19 protein-coding genes are annotated in these 18,027 nt (G+C 35.0%); 1 reads left to right on the top strand and 18 read right to left on the bottom strand.

Annotated elements, in window-relative coordinates; translation table 11 throughout:
* Window positions 1-75 precede the first annotated feature (75 nt).
* The 5 genes from P6940_RS00265 to cobU all read right to left on the bottom strand — a co-directional run bounded on the left by P6940_RS00265 (window position 76) and on the right by cobU (window position 5,005).
* A complete protein-coding gene (locus P6940_RS00265; RefSeq protein WP_028257703.1) occupies window positions 76-954 on the bottom strand; it encodes a GHMP kinase in 879 nt (292 codons plus the stop codon).
* A gap of 194 nt (window positions 955-1,148) precedes the next feature.
* On the bottom strand, window positions 1,149-1,892 hold the full coding sequence (cobS, locus tag P6940_RS00260; protein ID WP_028257702.1) for an adenosylcobinamide-GDP ribazoletransferase: 744 nt from the start codon (window positions 1,890-1,892) through the stop codon (window positions 1,149-1,151).
* Window positions 1,889-2,914, bottom strand: a complete 1,026-nt coding sequence (gene cbiB, locus P6940_RS00255) for an adenosylcobinamide-phosphate synthase CbiB (RefSeq protein ID WP_081658406.1) — start codon at window positions 2,912-2,914, stop codon at window positions 1,889-1,891. Before cbiB ends, cobS begins: the two co-directional genes overlap by 4 nt.
* Window positions 2,914-4,437, bottom strand: a complete 1,524-nt coding sequence (locus tag P6940_RS00250) for a cobyric acid synthase (protein WP_277292844.1) — start codon at window positions 4,435-4,437, stop codon at window positions 2,914-2,916. The genes cbiB and P6940_RS00250 overlap by 1 nt, the downstream gene beginning before the upstream one ends.
* Window positions 4,430-5,005, bottom strand: coding sequence for a bifunctional adenosylcobinamide kinase/adenosylcobinamide-phosphate guanylyltransferase (gene cobU / locus P6940_RS00245; protein ID WP_277292843.1), 576 nt, complete (start codon window positions 5,003-5,005; stop codon window positions 4,430-4,432). Before cobU ends, P6940_RS00250 begins: the two co-directional genes overlap by 8 nt.
* Before the next feature lie 68 nt (window positions 5,006-5,073).
* Between cobU and P6940_RS00240 the strand changes: the two genes are divergently transcribed.
* A complete protein-coding gene (locus P6940_RS00240; RefSeq protein ID WP_277292842.1) occupies window positions 5,074-5,403 on the top strand; it encodes a hypothetical protein in 330 nt (109 codons plus the stop codon).
* Between the two features lie 127 nt (window positions 5,404-5,530).
* Here P6940_RS00240 and P6940_RS00235 read toward each other — a convergent pair whose 3' ends face one another.
* The 13 genes from P6940_RS00235 to P6940_RS00175 all read right to left on the bottom strand — a co-directional run bounded on the left by P6940_RS00235 (window position 5,531) and on the right by P6940_RS00175 (window position 17,803).
* Entirely contained in the window at window positions 5,531-6,031 is a 501-nt protein-coding gene (locus P6940_RS00235) for a cob(I)yrinic acid a,c-diamide adenosyltransferase (RefSeq protein ID WP_277292841.1), read from the bottom strand.
* A gap of 35 nt (window positions 6,032-6,066) precedes the next feature.
* Window positions 6,067-6,477 carry a nucleoside-diphosphate kinase gene (ndk, locus tag P6940_RS00230; RefSeq protein ID WP_277292840.1) on the bottom strand — a complete coding sequence of 137 codons (411 nt, stop codon included), beginning with the start codon at window positions 6,475-6,477 and terminating at the stop codon, window positions 6,067-6,069.
* An 11-nt stretch (window positions 6,478-6,488) separates the two neighbouring features.
* Window positions 6,489-7,343, bottom strand: coding sequence for a zinc metalloprotease HtpX (htpX, locus tag P6940_RS00225; RefSeq protein WP_277292839.1), 855 nt, complete (start codon window positions 7,341-7,343; stop codon window positions 6,489-6,491).
* Window positions 7,344-7,496: 153 nt separating this feature from the next.
* The gene (gene thrB, locus P6940_RS00220; protein WP_277292838.1) at window positions 7,497-8,423 is read right to left on the bottom strand and encodes a homoserine kinase; all 927 of its coding nucleotides are present in this window, start codon (window positions 8,421-8,423) and stop codon (window positions 7,497-7,499) included.
* Between the two features lie 2 nt (window positions 8,424-8,425).
* Window positions 8,426-9,715: a homoserine dehydrogenase gene (locus P6940_RS00215; RefSeq protein WP_277292837.1), complete on the bottom strand. Its 1,290-nt coding sequence runs from the start codon at window positions 9,713-9,715 to the stop codon at window positions 8,426-8,428.
* Between the two features lie 40 nt (window positions 9,716-9,755).
* On the bottom strand, window positions 9,756-10,205 hold the full coding sequence (locus P6940_RS00210) for an ACT domain-containing protein (protein ID WP_038151539.1): 450 nt from the start codon (window positions 10,203-10,205) through the stop codon (window positions 9,756-9,758).
* Window positions 10,206-10,220: 15 nt separating this feature from the next.
* Window positions 10,221-11,222, bottom strand: a complete 1,002-nt coding sequence (locus tag P6940_RS00205; RefSeq protein WP_277292836.1) for a lysylphosphatidylglycerol synthase transmembrane domain-containing protein — start codon at window positions 11,220-11,222, stop codon at window positions 10,221-10,223.
* Window positions 11,222-12,073 carry a ChbG/HpnK family deacetylase gene (locus P6940_RS00200; protein WP_277292835.1) on the bottom strand — a complete coding sequence of 284 codons (852 nt, stop codon included), beginning with the start codon at window positions 12,071-12,073 and terminating at the stop codon, window positions 11,222-11,224. Before P6940_RS00200 ends, P6940_RS00205 begins: the two co-directional genes overlap by 1 nt.
* 126 nt (window positions 12,074-12,199) lie before the next feature.
* Window positions 12,200-12,637, bottom strand: a complete 438-nt coding sequence (larC, locus tag P6940_RS00195; protein ID WP_038113618.1) for a nickel insertion protein — start codon at window positions 12,635-12,637, stop codon at window positions 12,200-12,202.
* Between the two features lie 6 nt (window positions 12,638-12,643).
* Window positions 12,644-13,321 (bottom strand): nickel pincer cofactor biosynthesis protein LarB, encoded by a 678-nt coding sequence (gene larB, locus P6940_RS00190; protein WP_277292834.1) that lies wholly within the window; start codon window positions 13,319-13,321, stop codon window positions 12,644-12,646.
* The gene (locus tag P6940_RS00185) at window positions 13,296-14,111 is read right to left on the bottom strand and encodes a TrmH family RNA methyltransferase (RefSeq protein ID WP_277292833.1); all 816 of its coding nucleotides are present in this window, start codon (window positions 14,109-14,111) and stop codon (window positions 13,296-13,298) included. Before P6940_RS00185 ends, larB begins: the two co-directional genes overlap by 26 nt.
* Before the next feature lie 193 nt (window positions 14,112-14,304).
* A complete protein-coding gene (locus P6940_RS00180) occupies window positions 14,305-16,080 on the bottom strand; it encodes an ABC transporter ATP-binding protein (RefSeq protein WP_277292832.1) in 1,776 nt (591 codons plus the stop codon).
* Entirely contained in the window at window positions 16,073-17,803 is a 1,731-nt protein-coding gene (locus tag P6940_RS00175; protein WP_277292831.1) for an ABC transporter ATP-binding protein, read from the bottom strand. Before P6940_RS00175 ends, P6940_RS00180 begins: the two co-directional genes overlap by 8 nt.
* Window positions 17,804-18,027: the final 224 nt, after the last annotated feature.

Below are 18,027 nucleotides of genomic sequence, written 5' to 3'. Positions count from 1 at the left end.
ATCACATATTCTACTACGTTATCATCTTACTAATAATTTTATTGTAATAACTCTAGCTAATCGCTGTCAATACATCTATCGTTTTACAAATGTAATTCCCTCACATGTTGTTTCTACCGTGTCAATATAAGTTAATGTGGGTAGATTCTGCTTAATTTCATAAATACAATCAGCAATACCACTATAATCATTAGGAAATAGTAGTCCCATAATCGTACCACTATGTGCAATAATAGTGCCAACACTCTTATAACGAATTCCGATATCATGAAATATGTATAAATGAGGTTTATGTAATATTCTCTGATTAGCGAAAGCACTAATTGTTGCTGCTTGCCCAATTAATGATATATCGTGTAATTCTAATCCTTGAATAAAATAGTTAATGGCTTCTTCTATAAAAGGCTCTTTTTCTCGAATCAATGCAGATAAATCAGTGCGTTTATTAAAATCTACAGTATCTATCGTACCCCCTTCATCAAAAATAACTATTTTCATAGGTGGGCACACGCCTAAAGACTTTGAGATCCGACCTGATTGATAATCAAATTGTATGATGGAAGGATAAAAGGACGCATCTGTAGGCTCAATAGACAAACATATCTTTTCCAATTCTTTCATAGATAAACGTCGACCATATGCCAATGCTGTCGCCATAGCTGTAACGCTGATATCTGCACTACTAGATGCCATTCCTTTTCCTTGTATAATATCAGACCGTACATATATGGGAGAAAACTGTTCCGGCTGTATCTCTAAATACTCTAGCGTTCTTTCATAGGCTAAATATGCTTTAGGTTGTAAGGCACACATAGAACGTTTTAATGGATATGACACATCACTCATAGCATATGAATATCTATTAATCGGACAAGTTACCAAAAAGGATTGCCCTTGCATAGAACCTTGTATAAATTCTCCACAGGTTCCTGGTGCCCGCACATGGTAGGTCACAATTAGCTCTCCTTTTCTATACATAATATTACTAGAAATTAAAATAACTACACATTATCTTTATAAGCCATTTTCATAAATATTGCTAATAGTTTGAAGGCATGAATTTCATACTTTTCGATTCATCAAAGAATATATCAGTATTATCAAGCATGTATATCCATACAATATAAGCTACTAATTCTATCAAGTTTTTATAAGCCTATAGTCATACTAGCAATAACAACAACTAATAACAGTAATTCTGTTAGTTCTGTTACAAATCCATATGTATCCCCTGTCGTGCCACCTAAATGTTTTACTATATAACGATTTAATATGATATTAATAGCAATAGCACTAATAAACATAATCCCATAAGCTAATCCAAAATAAAACGCAGGCATAAACGCCATTACTGTTGTATACAGCAATGTGTATTTAGGGGCAAATTCAGCAAAAGCCTTTCCCATGCCTTGTGGACGTGCATAGGGATATGCAGTAATGCTGAAGCACATAGTATAACGACTTAACAGAGGAAGACTTATCAAAGTTAATAGCATCCATTCATGAGGTATAGACACCAACAGTTGCCATTTTAATAATACTAAAAAAACAAATCCTACTACCCCATTAGAGCCAATACGGCTGTCTTTCATAATCTCTAGCTTTCGTTCTCTATCTCTTCCGGAAAACAAGCCGTCGCAAGTATCCATGAACCCATCAGCATGAAGACCGCCAGTAAAAAGAAACTCAAAAATGACGAGTAAAACCATTAATAATTGATGAGGAATATAGTTATATAACAAAACATACACAAGATACGTAAATAAACCAATAATACAGCCCACTAATGGAAAAGATACTACACTTTTACCAAAATCACGCATTTCCCAATTCGTTTGATTCACAATTTTTAGACGTGTTAAAAATTGTAGTCCTACAAAAAATGAATTCATAATGATACCACCCCACATGCAATGATTATTGAAAGTATACCTGCTAATATTGAAGCCGTGTACATTAATCGTATAGTACGATAAATATGAATGCCACGCATAATTTCTTGTGCCTCACCCATATACTCTCTAAATGTAACTGTATCAAAATACTGATTATATCCACCCAATCGAATATGTAATGCCCCTGCAACAGGTGCTTCTGCATAACCACCATTAGGACTTGGATGCTTATGAGCATCTCTTAATCCCAATTTCCATGCTTGTTTATAGTCAAATCCACAAATGTATGCGGCTATCACTAATAATATAAAAGATATTCGTGCTGGAATATAATTAGTGAAATCATCAAATTTTGCTGCTATACGACCGAAAAAAATATATCGTTCATTTTTATACCCGATCATAGAGTCTAATGTATTGGCCGCTCTATAAAAAATGGCGCCTACAGGTCCAAATACAGCAAAGAACAATAAAGGAGATACGATCCCATCAACAGTATTCTCAGCAATTGTCTCAATGGTAGCGCGAGTAATTTCACTTTCATCAAGTTCATCGGTCCTACGTCCTACAATCCATCCAACACGAACCCGTGCTTGTTCAATATCATTGTTTTTAAGTAATGTAGCAATACGATATCCAGCTTCCGCCAAAGAGCGAGGACTAATCGATATATACACCAATAGAACTTGAACAATATACGAGGCCCACGTTGCAATTAAACTGGCAATATATATAAGGATAGTTGCGATAATAACTACTGTTAGCAATGTCATACATACTGCAATACCACCATACATTACTTTTTTCTTAGGTGTATCAGATCTCATATATAGTAAATTTTCATAAAACGAAATAACTTTTCCAATTCCCACAACAGGATGATATTTACTATTAGGATCTCCTATCAGTGCATCTAATAGCAATGCCCACATTGGTATAAAACAATAGGTATGTTCCATATACCATAAAAATGCTGTAGTCCCTGTAATATTCGTAAAAAATTCTCCTATAGATGCCATTAATCATTCTCCAATAATGATTCTATATAGTCCATATCAATATGACTTTCCACTATATCCGCCAACCGATTGTAAGCATTATTTTTATGTTCCCAATAGTGAAATACTTCATCTAACGGTAAGAGGTTTTTCCGTATACGTAAGGCATTAATAATAAATCTACGTATACCATCATTATCAAATATCCCATGTATATAAGTTCCCATAACATGGCCATCACCGCTAATGAATCCATCAATAACATTTACAGGTTTATCACTACGCGATGTAATAGAGAAACAACGTGTAGCACTATCATTCGTCATCACTGTATCACCCATATGGATTTCATAACCTTTTAAGTCTTTTCCATGATATGTATGGCCTAAAAAAGTCAATGCATCCACATCAAACTTAACTTGATGCGTAGTCTTATGGTGTTTCATAGTAGTTTCTGTAGGCAATAATCCTAATCCCTCAATTTCAGTAATATCACTTTCCATATGCTCAGGATCATATAACATAGTACCAAGCATCTGATTACCGCCACAAATCCCTATGACAGGCGTACCAGCTTTCACCAGATTAATAATTCCATCTGCTAATCCAGTCGTGCGCAAATAGTCTAAATCAGCCAATGTATTCTTAGAGCCTGGTAGAATAATCAAATCTGGATGCCCAATCATATCGCCATGTCCAATATATCGAACTGTTACATCTGGTTCATAATTTAATGCATCAAAATCAGTAAAATTAGAAATTTTTGGCGTTTGTAATACAGCAATTTGAATGTCATTATTAGCAACTGCTTTTTTATTCTCTAAAGCTACTGAATCTTCTTCATCAATATCCAAATTATCAATGGCAGGGATTACACCTACTACCTTTTTGCCTGTTTTTGTTTCAATAAAATCTAAAGCGGGCTTTAATAAATTAATATCTCCACGGAATTTATTGATAATAATACCCTTAACTAAATCGCGTTCTTCTGGTTCTAATAATTCTAACGTGCCTACAATAGAAGCAATCGCACCACCACGATCAATATCAGCAATAAGCATAACAGGGGCCTGTGTAATCTTTGCAATACGCATATTAACAATATCATTTGCTTTCAAATTAACTTCTGCAGGACTACCTGCTCCTTCAATGACAATCATATCGTAATTAGCGTCTAAAAATGCTAAACTTTCTTTAACTTTATCAAGCGCAGTTAATGAGTATTGTGTATGGTATTCCTTAGCACTAAATACGCCAACTGGCTTGCCCATTAATACGACTTGTGAAGATTGATTGCCTGTAGGCTTTAATAAGACTGGATTCATTTGCACAATAGGTTCAATTCCAGCTGCCTCAGCTTGTGCTACTTGTGCTCGACCAATTTCATCGCCCCATTTAGTTACATATGAGTTGAGTGCCATATTTTGAGCTTTAAAAGGAACTGTCTTAAGTCCCTTGCGATAAAAAATACGACAAAGTGCCGTACACAAAATACTTTTTCCTACATTAGAACTCGTTCCTTGAAACATAAGTTTTTTAGCCATGGACTGTAACCTCCTGTGCTTTTAATTCTATCGTTATGCCACTAATTGTAAAATACATCTGATCAGCTGCTGTTGCCACTTGCCGATTAACACGTCCTGCAATATCACGAAAATACCGAGCTAATTTATTTTCTGGTACCACACCTAAGCCTAATTCGTTTGTAACAAATATTGCTGTCTTCCCATCTTTTCTAATCTGCCCCAATAAAGCATCAACTTCTTTCGTAATAATTGCTTCCACCTCATTGCAAGCAGCTTGGTTTTCTAAGGAACCATAGTCAAAGATGTAATTAGATGTATACATGGTTAAGCAATCAATCAATATAATATCACAATCAGCACTCACTGTATCCCAATATTTTGTAATATGTAAAGGGATCTCGTAATTGTTCCATAAAGTGCCTCTTCTGGCTTTATGTTTAGAAATTCTATCCTTCATTTCTTCATCAAAGGCTTGTCCTGTTGCGATATAACCTTTTCTACCATTCTGTGAAAGTGCCAGAGATTCTGCAAATTCACTTTTACCACTTCTAGCACCGCCAGAACACAATATAATATGACTATTCATAGAAATCACCTATACAATATATGTAAATTTCAGTATTATGTAACTAGAATAAATAAAGGAGTATTGCTATGGAAATAATGAATATGAAAATCAAATTAATGGCCACTTTATGGGAAAATACATATAGAGTTATGGTAGAAGATCCTGAGACTAATTATATCGCCACCGTGCGTGTCATCGTAAATCTGCCTCTTGATAAAGAACTACTACCTGAAAATGCGCCCTCAGTAGAAGCACAATTATTAGCACTTGTAGAAGATTCTATCTTACCCTCTTCAGAAATTATTAGTTTTGAAACAACATTTTCTGCCTTATTGAGAGAAAAATTCCAATATCAAATTCCCAACGTATTCTTTTTCTACCCTAGCCCTGAAGATATGTTAAGTAAACCACACTAAGCATTTCACTAGTTATTTTACATTCATACTGTACCACACTACTCACTATAACAATATATAAAAAGCTATGTTGTCCTATATACCAGCAACATAGCTTTTTATATGACGCTTGCCACGTATCTAAAAATTATAGTTCTTCCTCAACCCGCGCTAATATAAAACATAAGTCAGATAGTCGATTTAAATATTTTAAATTTGATTCATGTGCCCCTTCTTCTCCGAATAAAGCCCACAAATCACGTTCTGCACGACGTACAATCGTTCTAGCCACATGCAAATACGCTGATGATTGACTTTCACCTGGCAATACAAATGCACTAAGAGGAGATAATTGTGCATCAAAAGCATCGATAATTTTTTCTAATCCTACTACATACTCATCTGTAATAGTAGGTTCTTTATGTAAGCTAGCAATATCTGCCATAAGCATCCATAATTCTTTTTCAACTTGTAGCAAAGCCTCTTTGACGCTTTCATTTGTTCCATGCGCTCTTGCTAATCCCAAAAAAGCTTGTACTTCATCAACTGTACCATATGCTTCTACACGTAATGATGCTTTATTAATACGCTCGCCTGTATATAATCCAGTTGTACCTTTGTCACCTGTTTTAGTATATACATTTGCCATATATAATCCATCTCCTTTATTTAATACTATACATATTACAATGTAATATTAGGAAACCAAAGTGCTATTTCTCTAGTAGCAGCCTCTATTGAATCAGAAGCATGTACTACATTAGCATCCATCGTTAATGCATAATCACCGCGAATAGAACCAGGTACAGCATCCTGTGGATTAGTAGCTCCATTTAATGTGCGTACGGTAGCAATAGCATGCTCGCCAGATAATACAAACGCAAGTACAGGTCCAGAGGTAATAAAATCAACTAACTCACCAAAGAATGGTTTATTCTTATGTTCTACATAATGCTCCTCTGCCAATGACCTAGGCACCTGCAACAACTGCATTGCCACAATACTAAGTCCCTTACGTTCATAGCGATTTAGGATTTCTCCACACAATCTACGTCGCACTCCATCTGGTTTTATCAACACTAATGTTTGTTCCATAATACCCACTCCTATTTTACAGTCGAAGCTAACATGCGTAATCGTTTAATACGTTCCTCTGTACTAGGATGCGTACTAAATAAATTACTAGCAAAATCTTTAACCCCACTTAATGGATTAACAATAAACATATGCGCTGTCGCATTACTTGCATGAGGCAGAGCACCATATTTAGCATAATGATCAATTTTAGCTAATGCAGAAGCTAATGATAGTGGTTTCCCACTAATACGAGCGCCACCTTCATCAGCCAAGTATTCTCTAGATCTAGATATAGCCATTTGTATTAAAGATGCTGCGAGAGGTGCCAAAATAATCATGCCTAATAGAGCAATAGGATTACTCTCTCTCTCATCGTCACGGCTACCAAATAAAGCGGCAAATTGTAACACATTCGCAACCATCGCAATCGCCCCTGCCATCGTAGCTGCAATCGTACTAATCAAAGTATCTCTATGTTGTACATGCGTTAACTCATGAGCTAATACACCTTCAATTTCATCATGGGTTAATAAATTCATAATACCTGTAGTAACAGCTACTGCCGCATGTTCTGGATTACGACCAGTAGCAAAAGCATTAGGTATTTCAGAATCAATGATATATATTTTCGGCATAGGAAGATGAGCATTCATAGCTAATTGTTTCACAATAGAAACCAATTCTGGATTTGATGACATTTGTACTTCTCTCGCATTATAAGCTCTAAGCACTAATTTATCACTATTCCAATAACTAAACACATTCATTCCAATAGAAATAATAAACATCACCATTAACCCATGTAAGCCGCCTACATATTGACCAATAGCCATCAATAAGGCCGATAATAATGCCATTAATGCTGCTGTTTTTATATTGTTCATACATCCTCCCGTCATAATAGTTAATCATACTATGATATATACATATTATATCATGATGTTATCTAAAATAAATGAATTTTTACTATACAATAGTAACATGTTGCATACTTAAACACGAAGTTTCTAAGACTCTACATGCTAATTAAAGAATATTTATAATGTACGTGAAATCACTTTTGCACCAATTACATCCGATTTTAACACATACGCTGTATGTTTGATGTCTTGTGAAGAAAATACATCGCCCATTGCCTCTGCTACATCTAAAGCCACTTCATGATGACAATACGCAATAAGCGTAGATCCTGATCCACTAATAGTAGCGCCATAAGCACCTTTATTTATTGCTACAGAAAACACCTCATCACAACAAGGTATTAATTTTTTTCTATATGGCACATGTAGATTATCTTGTAAGGCCCATTGCAGATTAGTAAGATCTCCAGTAACCATAGATGAAATAAGCAATGACACATAGCCTACATTGGCAACCGCTTCTTTAAAATCAATGGTATATGGCAAAGCCGTACGTGCATATTCAGTCGACACCAGTACTTCTGGTACCACTACGGCAAATGACAACTCTTCTGGCACAGTAATCACTGTATTAGCGACTTCTCTATCATTGCCTAAAGCACAACATAAATTCCCAAAAATAGCAGGAGCTACATTATCTGGATGTCCTTCCATACGATGGGCTAATGTAAGTAATTCTTTTTTTGAAAGTGGTTTTTCTACTAACGCATTGGCTAACAATAAGCCTCCAACAATCGCAGTCGAACTACTACCTAATCCACGTGAAGGAGGAATGTTACTATCGGATATAATGTGTCCAAACTTTGGTTTTTCTCCCACAGCATAAAATAATTCATACATAGCGCGTCCAATTAAATTACGACTAGTATCTTCATGAGCTAATATATCTGCACCAAAACCTTTAAATGTATATGAATAACTAGTTGCTTCTTCATTCAATTCAAAAGTAAACACATTATATAATTGTAATGCCAATCCTAAACAATCAAACCCAGGTCCACAGTTAGCACTCGTAGCTGGAACTTGTACGGTAATAGTTTTCATGATTATTCACCCATAATTCTAATAACACTACTAACTTTCTTCACCACTCGTAAATTATTAAAGGCGTCTAAAACATTTAAAATATAAGATCGTGGACAAGAAGAAGTAACTATAGCAATTACCGCTTTTTCTGGATCATCATTGCGTTGTAATACCGACAATACAGAAATGCGTTGCTCTGCTAATTTCGTAGTAACTTTTGCTAATACGCCCGTCTTATTTTCTACCACTAAACGAATATAATAGGATGAAGAAATTTTTCCTGGTGCATATATTGATTTCTTTTCAAAGTAAAATGGTGCTAATCGGCCAGTACTATTAAAATTGATATTTTTAGCAATTTCCATAATATCGCTGACTACAGAACTACCTGTAGGTAAGCTACCGGCACCACGTCCATAAAACATAGCGTCATCAATGCCATTCCCCTTCACATAAATCGCATTATACGATCCTCTTACAGATGCCAATGGATGGGTGAGTGGAATAAATGCAGGATATACATTGAGAGATAATCCTTTTTTTGTTTCTTTCGCAATACCTAATAACTTGATGTTATAACCAAATTCTTTGCCGAATTCAATATCCGCCGTATCAATATGGCTAATGCCTTCTACCTCAACATCTTCAAAGAAAATTCTACGATTAAAGCTAATAGAAGATAAAATTGCTAATTTACGTGCCGCATCATAACCCTCAACATCCGCAGTAGGATCTGCTTCAGCATAGCCTAAGCTTTGTGCTTCTTTTAGCGTTTCAGTATAACTAGTCCCTTCTTCAGTCATCTTAGTTAAGATAAAATTAGTAGTGCCATTCATAATTCCCACTAACTCAGTTATTTTATTGCCTCCTAGCGATTCATATAGAGTCCTAATAATAGGAATGCCTCCTAACACACTTGCTTCAAATCGTAAATCCACATGATTACGTTTTGCCAAATCTAACAAGTATGGTCCAGCTTCCGCCATTAAATCCTTATTAGCAGTCACTACATTTTTACCGTTTTCTAACGCTTTTTCAATACACTCACGAGCAAAATCAGTTCCTCCCATCAACTCTACAACGATAGAAATTTCTGGATCTTGCAATATATCTTGTGCATCACTAACTACCTTAGTATCATCTGGCAAACGAATATGTTCATATTTTTTAGAATTTCTCATAAATATTTTAGCAATAGTGATATTTGTATTAATTCGTTTAGAAATTAATTCTGCATTATCAATTAATAGCTCACAAGTTCCTTGACTGACTGTACCAAAGCCCAATATACCAATTTTTATAGAATTCATATGTTACCTACTCTCTTTATATTCACACTGTTTTCATAGATTATGCTTGTCCCAATATATCGACCTTAATCATACCTTTAATATTGCGTATATCTTGCAATAATTCTTCCAAGGATCCGGTCATATCTTTTGTTTCAAAAGCAATACTCGCATTAGCAATACCTTGTAGAGGAATGTCTTGATTAATTGTTAAGATACTTCCATTATGACTGGCAATCGCTTTTAAGACACTAGACAACATACCAGGATCATTTGACATCGATACGGCAATAGATACGATCTTCCCTTGTGCGATTTCAAAAAAAGGGAATACATAATCCTTATACTTATAGTACGCAGAGCGACTTAGATCCATACGTTCTACCGCTTCATTAATCGTCTTAACTTCACCCATTTTTAAAATTTCTTTTACCTTAATCGTTTTCTTGATTGCTTCTGGTAAAATATCTTCTTGTACAAGGTAGAATTTATCTTTTTTTGACTGAGTCACACTAGAACCTCCCATCTACAACTTATCCGATGTTGTAACAGTACCCGCTACAAACTGTTTTCCATATAAAGTTAATACTGCATACATACCAATAAAAAAAGGTATATATTCTGCAATAACTCGCCAACCTACGGCAATAAGTCCAATTGTTCCATCTGGCACAAAACTAGCTAACAAAAATACAAATAATCCTTCCGCTATACCCGTTCCTCCTGGTGTGGGTGCAAAATATAATATCAAATTAAGTAATATCATTCTTTCTAAAATCGTCACCACTGGTAATGTAGTAGTGGAAAAAGCCCACATCAAGGCAGGAGCAATGCAATACAAACACAGTAAACTTATCCCTGATTCTATAAATACAATGAATGATTGTATAGGATGCTCATATAGCAAAGCGAATCCACTGTTTATTTCTTCTAATTTAATTAACCATGTATTAGGGTTATCCTTTTTTATATATCGTGCCAAACGATACACTAACCGTTTGCAAAGCTCTGTTTTAAAAAAATAAATCCCCATACATACACATAAAACCAATAACAATGATAATTTCCATAACATATCTTTAGAAATGTAAGGTATCGTCATCGTATCATGTAAAAAAATAAATGGCATCATAATAATTAAAAACAAAATAGAAAATATGGTGCGAATAAGCACTATGGGTGTTGCTTTTGCAATAGGCACGCCATAGCTTTTCAAAATAAGCACTTGTGCCACTGCCCCACCACTAGCGCCAGGCGTTAATAAGGCCATAAAATAATTGCCAAAAATAACACGCAACACCGCTTTAATGGGTAAATGATACCCACCGATTCTGACAAGTCTCTGCAATCGAAGTCCGTCAAAATACATACCTATGGATAAGGCTATGACCGCTAATAAAATCGATTCCATATTAAATGTTGATAACATTGTAAGCGCCTTAATATCGACTGTGCAATATATTGTGATACAAGAAATTACTATCAGCACACTTCCTAATATGAGGCCTCGCTTCAATAATTTATTCATTATAACTCACCATAATTAATCAATGCTATATTGTGACGACGAATATATTCGCTGATAGAAATTGACATCATACTCTTTAATTCTTCTTCCCAATGATAATGCCAATCAAATGCTTGATTTAGCACATTATCTGATAGGCCAGGGTGTGTCATAATTTCATGAACACCTACTTTTTTAGATATGGATGATAAAATTGCCGCTAATGCTGGTTCAATAAGCTGGCCCCCATTAATCATCCCCCAAAAATAATCGGGACTCTTAATATCTTCTTGTGCTACTGTTCGCTTTGCCATATCAGCTACCGTCGATAAGCCTACCTTTCCTAAAAAGCGAATAGGATTGTACACGCCATTAACAAAAGTCTTATATTCTCGTGGTATGCGAATTTTTTTAATACCGTATTGTTTCATCAAATCCACAACAGTCGGCAACACCTGTGGCAATATATGCATATGTTGGTGTCCATCTACATGTGTAATAGGAAGTCCCGTATCTATTATTTTTTTAAATTGCGCTGCTAATTCTTTATATAACTCATCATAACGAATCGTTCTCATCATACATCGTTTGATAAAATCCAAATATGTAGTAGGCAATACACCTTCACTCGTTAATAATGATGATACCTCATCAGGATTACACACAGGTGGCAATCCTCCCACTAAACAAGTATGAATACCAATCCCTAAATTAGGATAAGTAAACCCCAAGTCCACAGCAGATTCAAATTCGCTTCCATTAGCCAACAAAGAGGTGCTTGTAATAATTCCCTCACAATGCCCCTTCACAATGCCCTTGTTAACAGATGTATGAATACCAAAATCATCCGCATTAACAATCAGTTTAATCATATAATCCTTCTTTTACATTTTAATTAAATTATTAGTTATTGATTATCTCTTCCAAAAAGATATACGTTATTTTAACAAATACATGCTACAATAGCAATAAAACCGCGCCTAGTAAAAAAGAACTACTTATAACTTGATTTGTTTCCATATACTATGTTCAATATCCTGTATAGAAACCTTCTTCACCTGCGCAATGCGTTTCATATCTTCATATTCCAACGAAATATTAACACGCTGTCCTTGATAATATGCCTCTTTTATGCCTACAGGCATGCCTTCATAATAAAAAACCCTATATTGTCGTTCACAAATAATACGGTGATAATCTATACATCGAAGACCAATCGTTGTTGTATGAGTGAATAAAATATGTGCAACAGCAGTAAGTAAACTATCTTTACATAAAACTGAGATTAAAATAGCCGGTCTCCCTTTTTTCATAATAATAGGTGTTAACCACACATCATTCGCACCAGCTTTTAATAATAAATCAATAATATATTCATATTGTTCAGGGTTCATATCATCAATATTGGTTTCTACTTTAACAATTGTTTCTTCCATATTCACCTACCGTTGACTATTAATAATATGTGCCAATCTACCTGCGCCAAAGCCATTGTCAATATTCACCACACCTACGCCTGCAGCACATGAGTTAAGCATTGCTAATAAAGCTGCCACTCCTTGAAAATTAGCACCGTATCCAATTGAAGTTGGCACAGCAATCAACGGTTTTTTGATTAAACCTCCTAAAACACTTACTAAAGCGCCCTCCATGCCAGCTACAGCAATGACCACATTAGCTTCTTGAATTTCATCAAGGCGAGAAAATAAGCGATGAATACCAGCTACACCTACATCATAAATACGATTTACTTGATTGCCCATTAATTCTGCCGTTAGCGCGGCTTCTTCCGCTACAGGCATATCACTAGTACCTGCTGTAACTACAGCAATGGTTCGATCTCCATTGATATGTAGAGGCACTCGATTTACATAGATTATACGACTTAACTCATCATACTGTATGTCACTTATATAAGGTAGTAACTGATTATATATACTAGGTCTCGCACGAGTACCCATACACACATCATAAGTATTCGCTAACGATGATAAAATAGAACAACATTGTTCATCAGTCTTTCCTTCACAATACACCACTTCTGGGAAGCCTTGACGTTCCTGACGATTCCAGTCAATCGTAGCCATATATTCATTAGATGCTTTCTTTTGGCGATTCATGATAAAAAGACTCCCTCATTTTATATAAACATATACCCGTAGCAACTGCTAAATTTAATGATTCAATATTACCTATAATAGGAATCACAATGCTATGATCACATGCATCTTGTAATTTCTGTGAAACACCATTAGCTTCATTACCCATAATTAACACCGCCGGCACTGTATATGTCAGTGAGTCATATGTTACAGCTCGTTCTAATGCTGTTACATAAGAATGTAGTGAAAACTTCTGTATAAACTGAATTACCTCTTGTTCATCTATATTATCGTAAATAGGAATTTCACTAATGGCACTCATAGTACTACGAATGCACTTTTCATTATAGGGATCAACGCTTCCTTTAGTTAAAATAACGCCCTTTACATCAGCAGAAACAGCTGTTCGTATTATAGTGCCTAAGTTGCCAGGATCTTGTATACGATCTAACACCAAGTATATTCCCTTCTCTGGTACAACTGTATGTAATGCATATTCATCTTTATTAGCAATTGCTAATATACCCTGTCCTTGCACAGTCTGCTCGATTGCTGAGAATATTCTATCTTCTATAAGATGCACTATACAATCGTGTGCATTTGCCAATTCAATAATTTCTATAATGGCACTAGATGAAACTTGAGATACGGCAATACAAATAGTATGTATTTTCTTTTTTCTTAGCAAATCCCTAACAGCTCTAACACCTTCTACTACATATTCTCCATATTTTTCTCTATACTTTCTTTTATATAAAGAGCGAATATGCTTAACTGTATTATTTTCTTTTGATTTAATAACTTCCATATTACACCCTATATTTCTATTACTAACATACGTTTCATTATAACACATTATTGTCCATCATATAAAGACAAATGTAATTTAAGCGCTAAAAAATATGGTCACCACGTCAATATTCTTACCGTGTATACTCCTCATCGTAGCAAGTCAATATACATTATTTATCATATTCTTACATCAACTACTTGCACTTTCATCATCTGTGTGCCCATAAATCATAAAATAGTCCCTTTTGTTGGATTAAGGATTGATAGCTACCAGATTCAACGAGCTTACCTTTTTCTAACACATATATACAATCAGCATCTTGAATAGTCGATATTCTATGTGCAATGCTAATCACCGTCTTGTCACCACGAATAGATGCGATAGAGTCCTGAATCTTTTGTTCCGTTTGACTATCGATATTTGATGTAGCTTCATCCAGCAATAAGACTGGCTTTTCTTTTAATAATGTCCTTGCAAAAGCTAACAATTGCTTTTCACCGCTTGATAACAATGACCCCAAATATCCTACTGGTGTATCATATCCTTCTGGCAACTTTATTATCATCGAATGTAGCCCCACCTTATCTGTAGCAGCTATAATCTTATCATCGGTAATAGCATCGTCATATAAAGATATGTTTTCTCTAATCGTTCCCTTAAACAAATGAGCACTTTGAAATACATAGCCAATTACTTCTCGAAGAACCGCTCCATCATAATTCTTAATATCTATATGATTAATCAGAATACGCCCTTTCGTAGGTTGATATAATCCCATCAGCAATGAAAGCAATGTTGATTTTCCTGCTCCAGATACGCCAACAATACCAATAAACTCACCGCCTTGAATTGTCATGGAAACATCCTCTAGTACATAATTTTCAGAGTCGTCATACGAGAAATATACATGCTCTAATTCAATACTATGAACCGACGCTAACTCTTTAGGCACTTCTATGACATCGTTTCGGCTGGTACTAGTTTCTTGTAATAATGGCACTAATCGTTCTCCGCCTGCTAAGGAGCTCTGTAAGGAATTATACTTTTCAGCTATTTCTTTTAAAGGCTGGAAAAATTTATCCATATATTGAATAAATGCAAATACCACGCCTGCATCTGTAACAGAATCGAAATAATTAGTAAATGAAAATACAGCAATAATTGCTACAAAAAACAATCCATCTACAATAGGTCGAAAAATGGCAAATGTCTTAACCTCTTGTAATCCAGCTTGTAAGTATCGCTTACTTACTTCATCATAGTAATGACTAATATAATTTTCAGCCACATATGTTTTAATCGTCACAATAAAATTTAAAATTTCTTGTACCGATGAGTTGGAGGCAGCAAGTTCAAGGCGAACACCACGAAATGCCTTTCTTGAAAACTTTTGGTATACAAAAATAATGACTCCCATAATTGGTACTATTGCCGTCATTACAAGTGCTAGATAGACGTTCAAATAATACATAGCGCCTAATATTCCAAAAATAAACACTATATTACTACCGAGCTTAATTAAAACATCCGTGTATAAAGTCCGCAATGACTCAATATCATTCGTTATCCGTGTCACCCAATTCCCTGTAGGAATACTTTCAAAATCGTTTACGCGCTTATGTAAAATTTTAGAAAATACAATATTTCTAAGCTCTAAAATAATCGTTTGACCAAATCGCTCTAATAAATAATTTTGTAAAAACATAAAGATAAAGCTTAAAGCAATTGATATGATATACGCCATAGCACATAATAATATAATGTGAAAATCTTTATGAACAAACCCCTCATCAATAACATATCGAATAATAATAGGACGAATTAATTCTACTCCTAGCGTTATAATAAGGGCCATCACACCCATAGCTAGCTTGCCCATATGAGGCTTAATATATGTAAGTAAAGAAGATAAAAGGAGCATATCATTTTTTTGACTGATTCGTCTTGTAGTGACATCAAATTGCGTCGCTGATGGTCTAGGCATGATACACCTCACTTTCTTCTTGTTTAGCATACAACTGATAATATAATCCTTTTTGATTCATTAATTCTTGATGTGTACCACGCTCTACTATCCGTCCTGCATCCATCACATAAATCATATCTGCCTGTCGAATCGCCTCTATCCGTTGCGAAATAAATATAATTGTTTGTTGTTGTGTAGTCCTTAATGTTTCTATAATAGTAGCTGCGCTCATCGTATCTAATGCAGAAAAACTATCATCAAGTAATACATAAGGAGCATTTTTATATAGCCCTCTCGCTATGGTCACTCGTTGTTTCTGTCCTCCAGATAAATTGTTTCCTCTTTCCTTTAATGCCCCCTTCTTATGATTAGAAATTCTTTCCCCTAAATCCCTATATAAACTGGCACGACGAGCTGCTTCTTCTACCGATATGTGATTTTTTCCGACTTCTCCAAACGCAATATTGTCACGAATCGTTGTACCAAGAACATTTCCTTCTTGTTCCACATAGGCAATGCTACGCCTTAACACAGCTAATGGAATATCCACAATGTCTTGATTACCGATAAAAATATGTCCTTCCATAGGTTCTTGAATACGAGTCAGTAATTTAAACAATGTTGTTTTTCCGGACCCTGGTCCTCCAACAATTCCAATAAATGCACCTGCTGGTATTTCCATAGATACATTAGTAAGTGCTGGATGTGTATTATGTCCATAAGAAAATGTAAGATTATCTAGACGTACTGTATCAAGTGGTAACAATGGTTTATCATGGCCTGTAATAACTTCCTTAGGAATGGATAAAAATTTACTAATCCGATCAAACGAAGCCAATCCTTTTTGCATAACAGATGCTAAGGACCCTAACCCCATTAACGGTCCAATCATCAGCATAATATATGCATTGACACTAACAAATTTCCCTACAGTCATAGATTCATGAATTACCATGGTGCCACACACATATATGCTAATACCTAAACAACTCAAAGGAGCAATGAAAGTTAAAGGCTTTAACAAAGCATCTAAAAAAGACACTTCTAAGTTCTTTTCATAATTATCTTGATTAATAGTAGAAAATCGCAATGCTCCCATATACTCTTTATTAAAGGCACGAATCACGTTAATCCCCAGTAGAATTTCTTGAGAGAATTCAGTAAGTCGACTATAAGTGGACTGTGCTTGTCGTTGTTTTTTTCGCATAGTCTGCCCAACTAGTAACACACCAATTATAATAAATGGCATGGGGCTCATAATAATGCATGCTAAGGGGAGAGATACATTATCTACTAAATGATAAAAAGAACATAGTCCAAAAAAAATAGCATCCACAACGATCATAACACCTAACCCAAGAGATACGCGCAATGATGTAACATCACTCGTCATCAAAGTCATAACCTTACCAGGTCCATGTTCTTCATAATAGCTAACGGGTATGGCTAATGCATGATTGCACAAATTACTGCGAAATACATATTCCATTTTACGAATAGATCCCAGAAGCATCCGTCTCGATATGCTTTTCAAAAGAGTAACTGCAATCATAATAGCCACAAAAAGAAGTATATATTCACTTAATCCTTCTTTACCATGAGATAATGTGTCTACTGCTTCACCAATTAATTTAGGCATTTCTAAAAAGATAAGATTAATAATAATTAATAAGGCAACACCCAATAGATAGGTCCTTCCTTCTTCTTTAAAAAACTTAAGAAATAAATCATTAGCACTCATGTTATAGCTCCCATACTAGCAATACTTGATTATCTATATAAAATATACACGAAAAATATAAATCCTGAACATACATATGTCAAACAGTCCTATAAATATATGTATTAATCAAACAAATACTTCTATCCTGTATATTATATTATATGCTATCTTTTGTATATTATACATACTATGTGTCTATGAATAATCGATTCCTATCTTAATTCTATATCGAAAAATTTAGT

The sequence above is a fragment of the Veillonella montpellierensis genome (assembly GCF_947090115.1).
Taxonomy (GTDB): Bacteria; Bacillota; Negativicutes; order Veillonellales; family Veillonellaceae; genus Veillonella; species Veillonella montpellierensis.
Note: the sequence above shows the minus strand (reverse complement) of the source record. Positions and strands in the feature narration are given on the sequence as shown.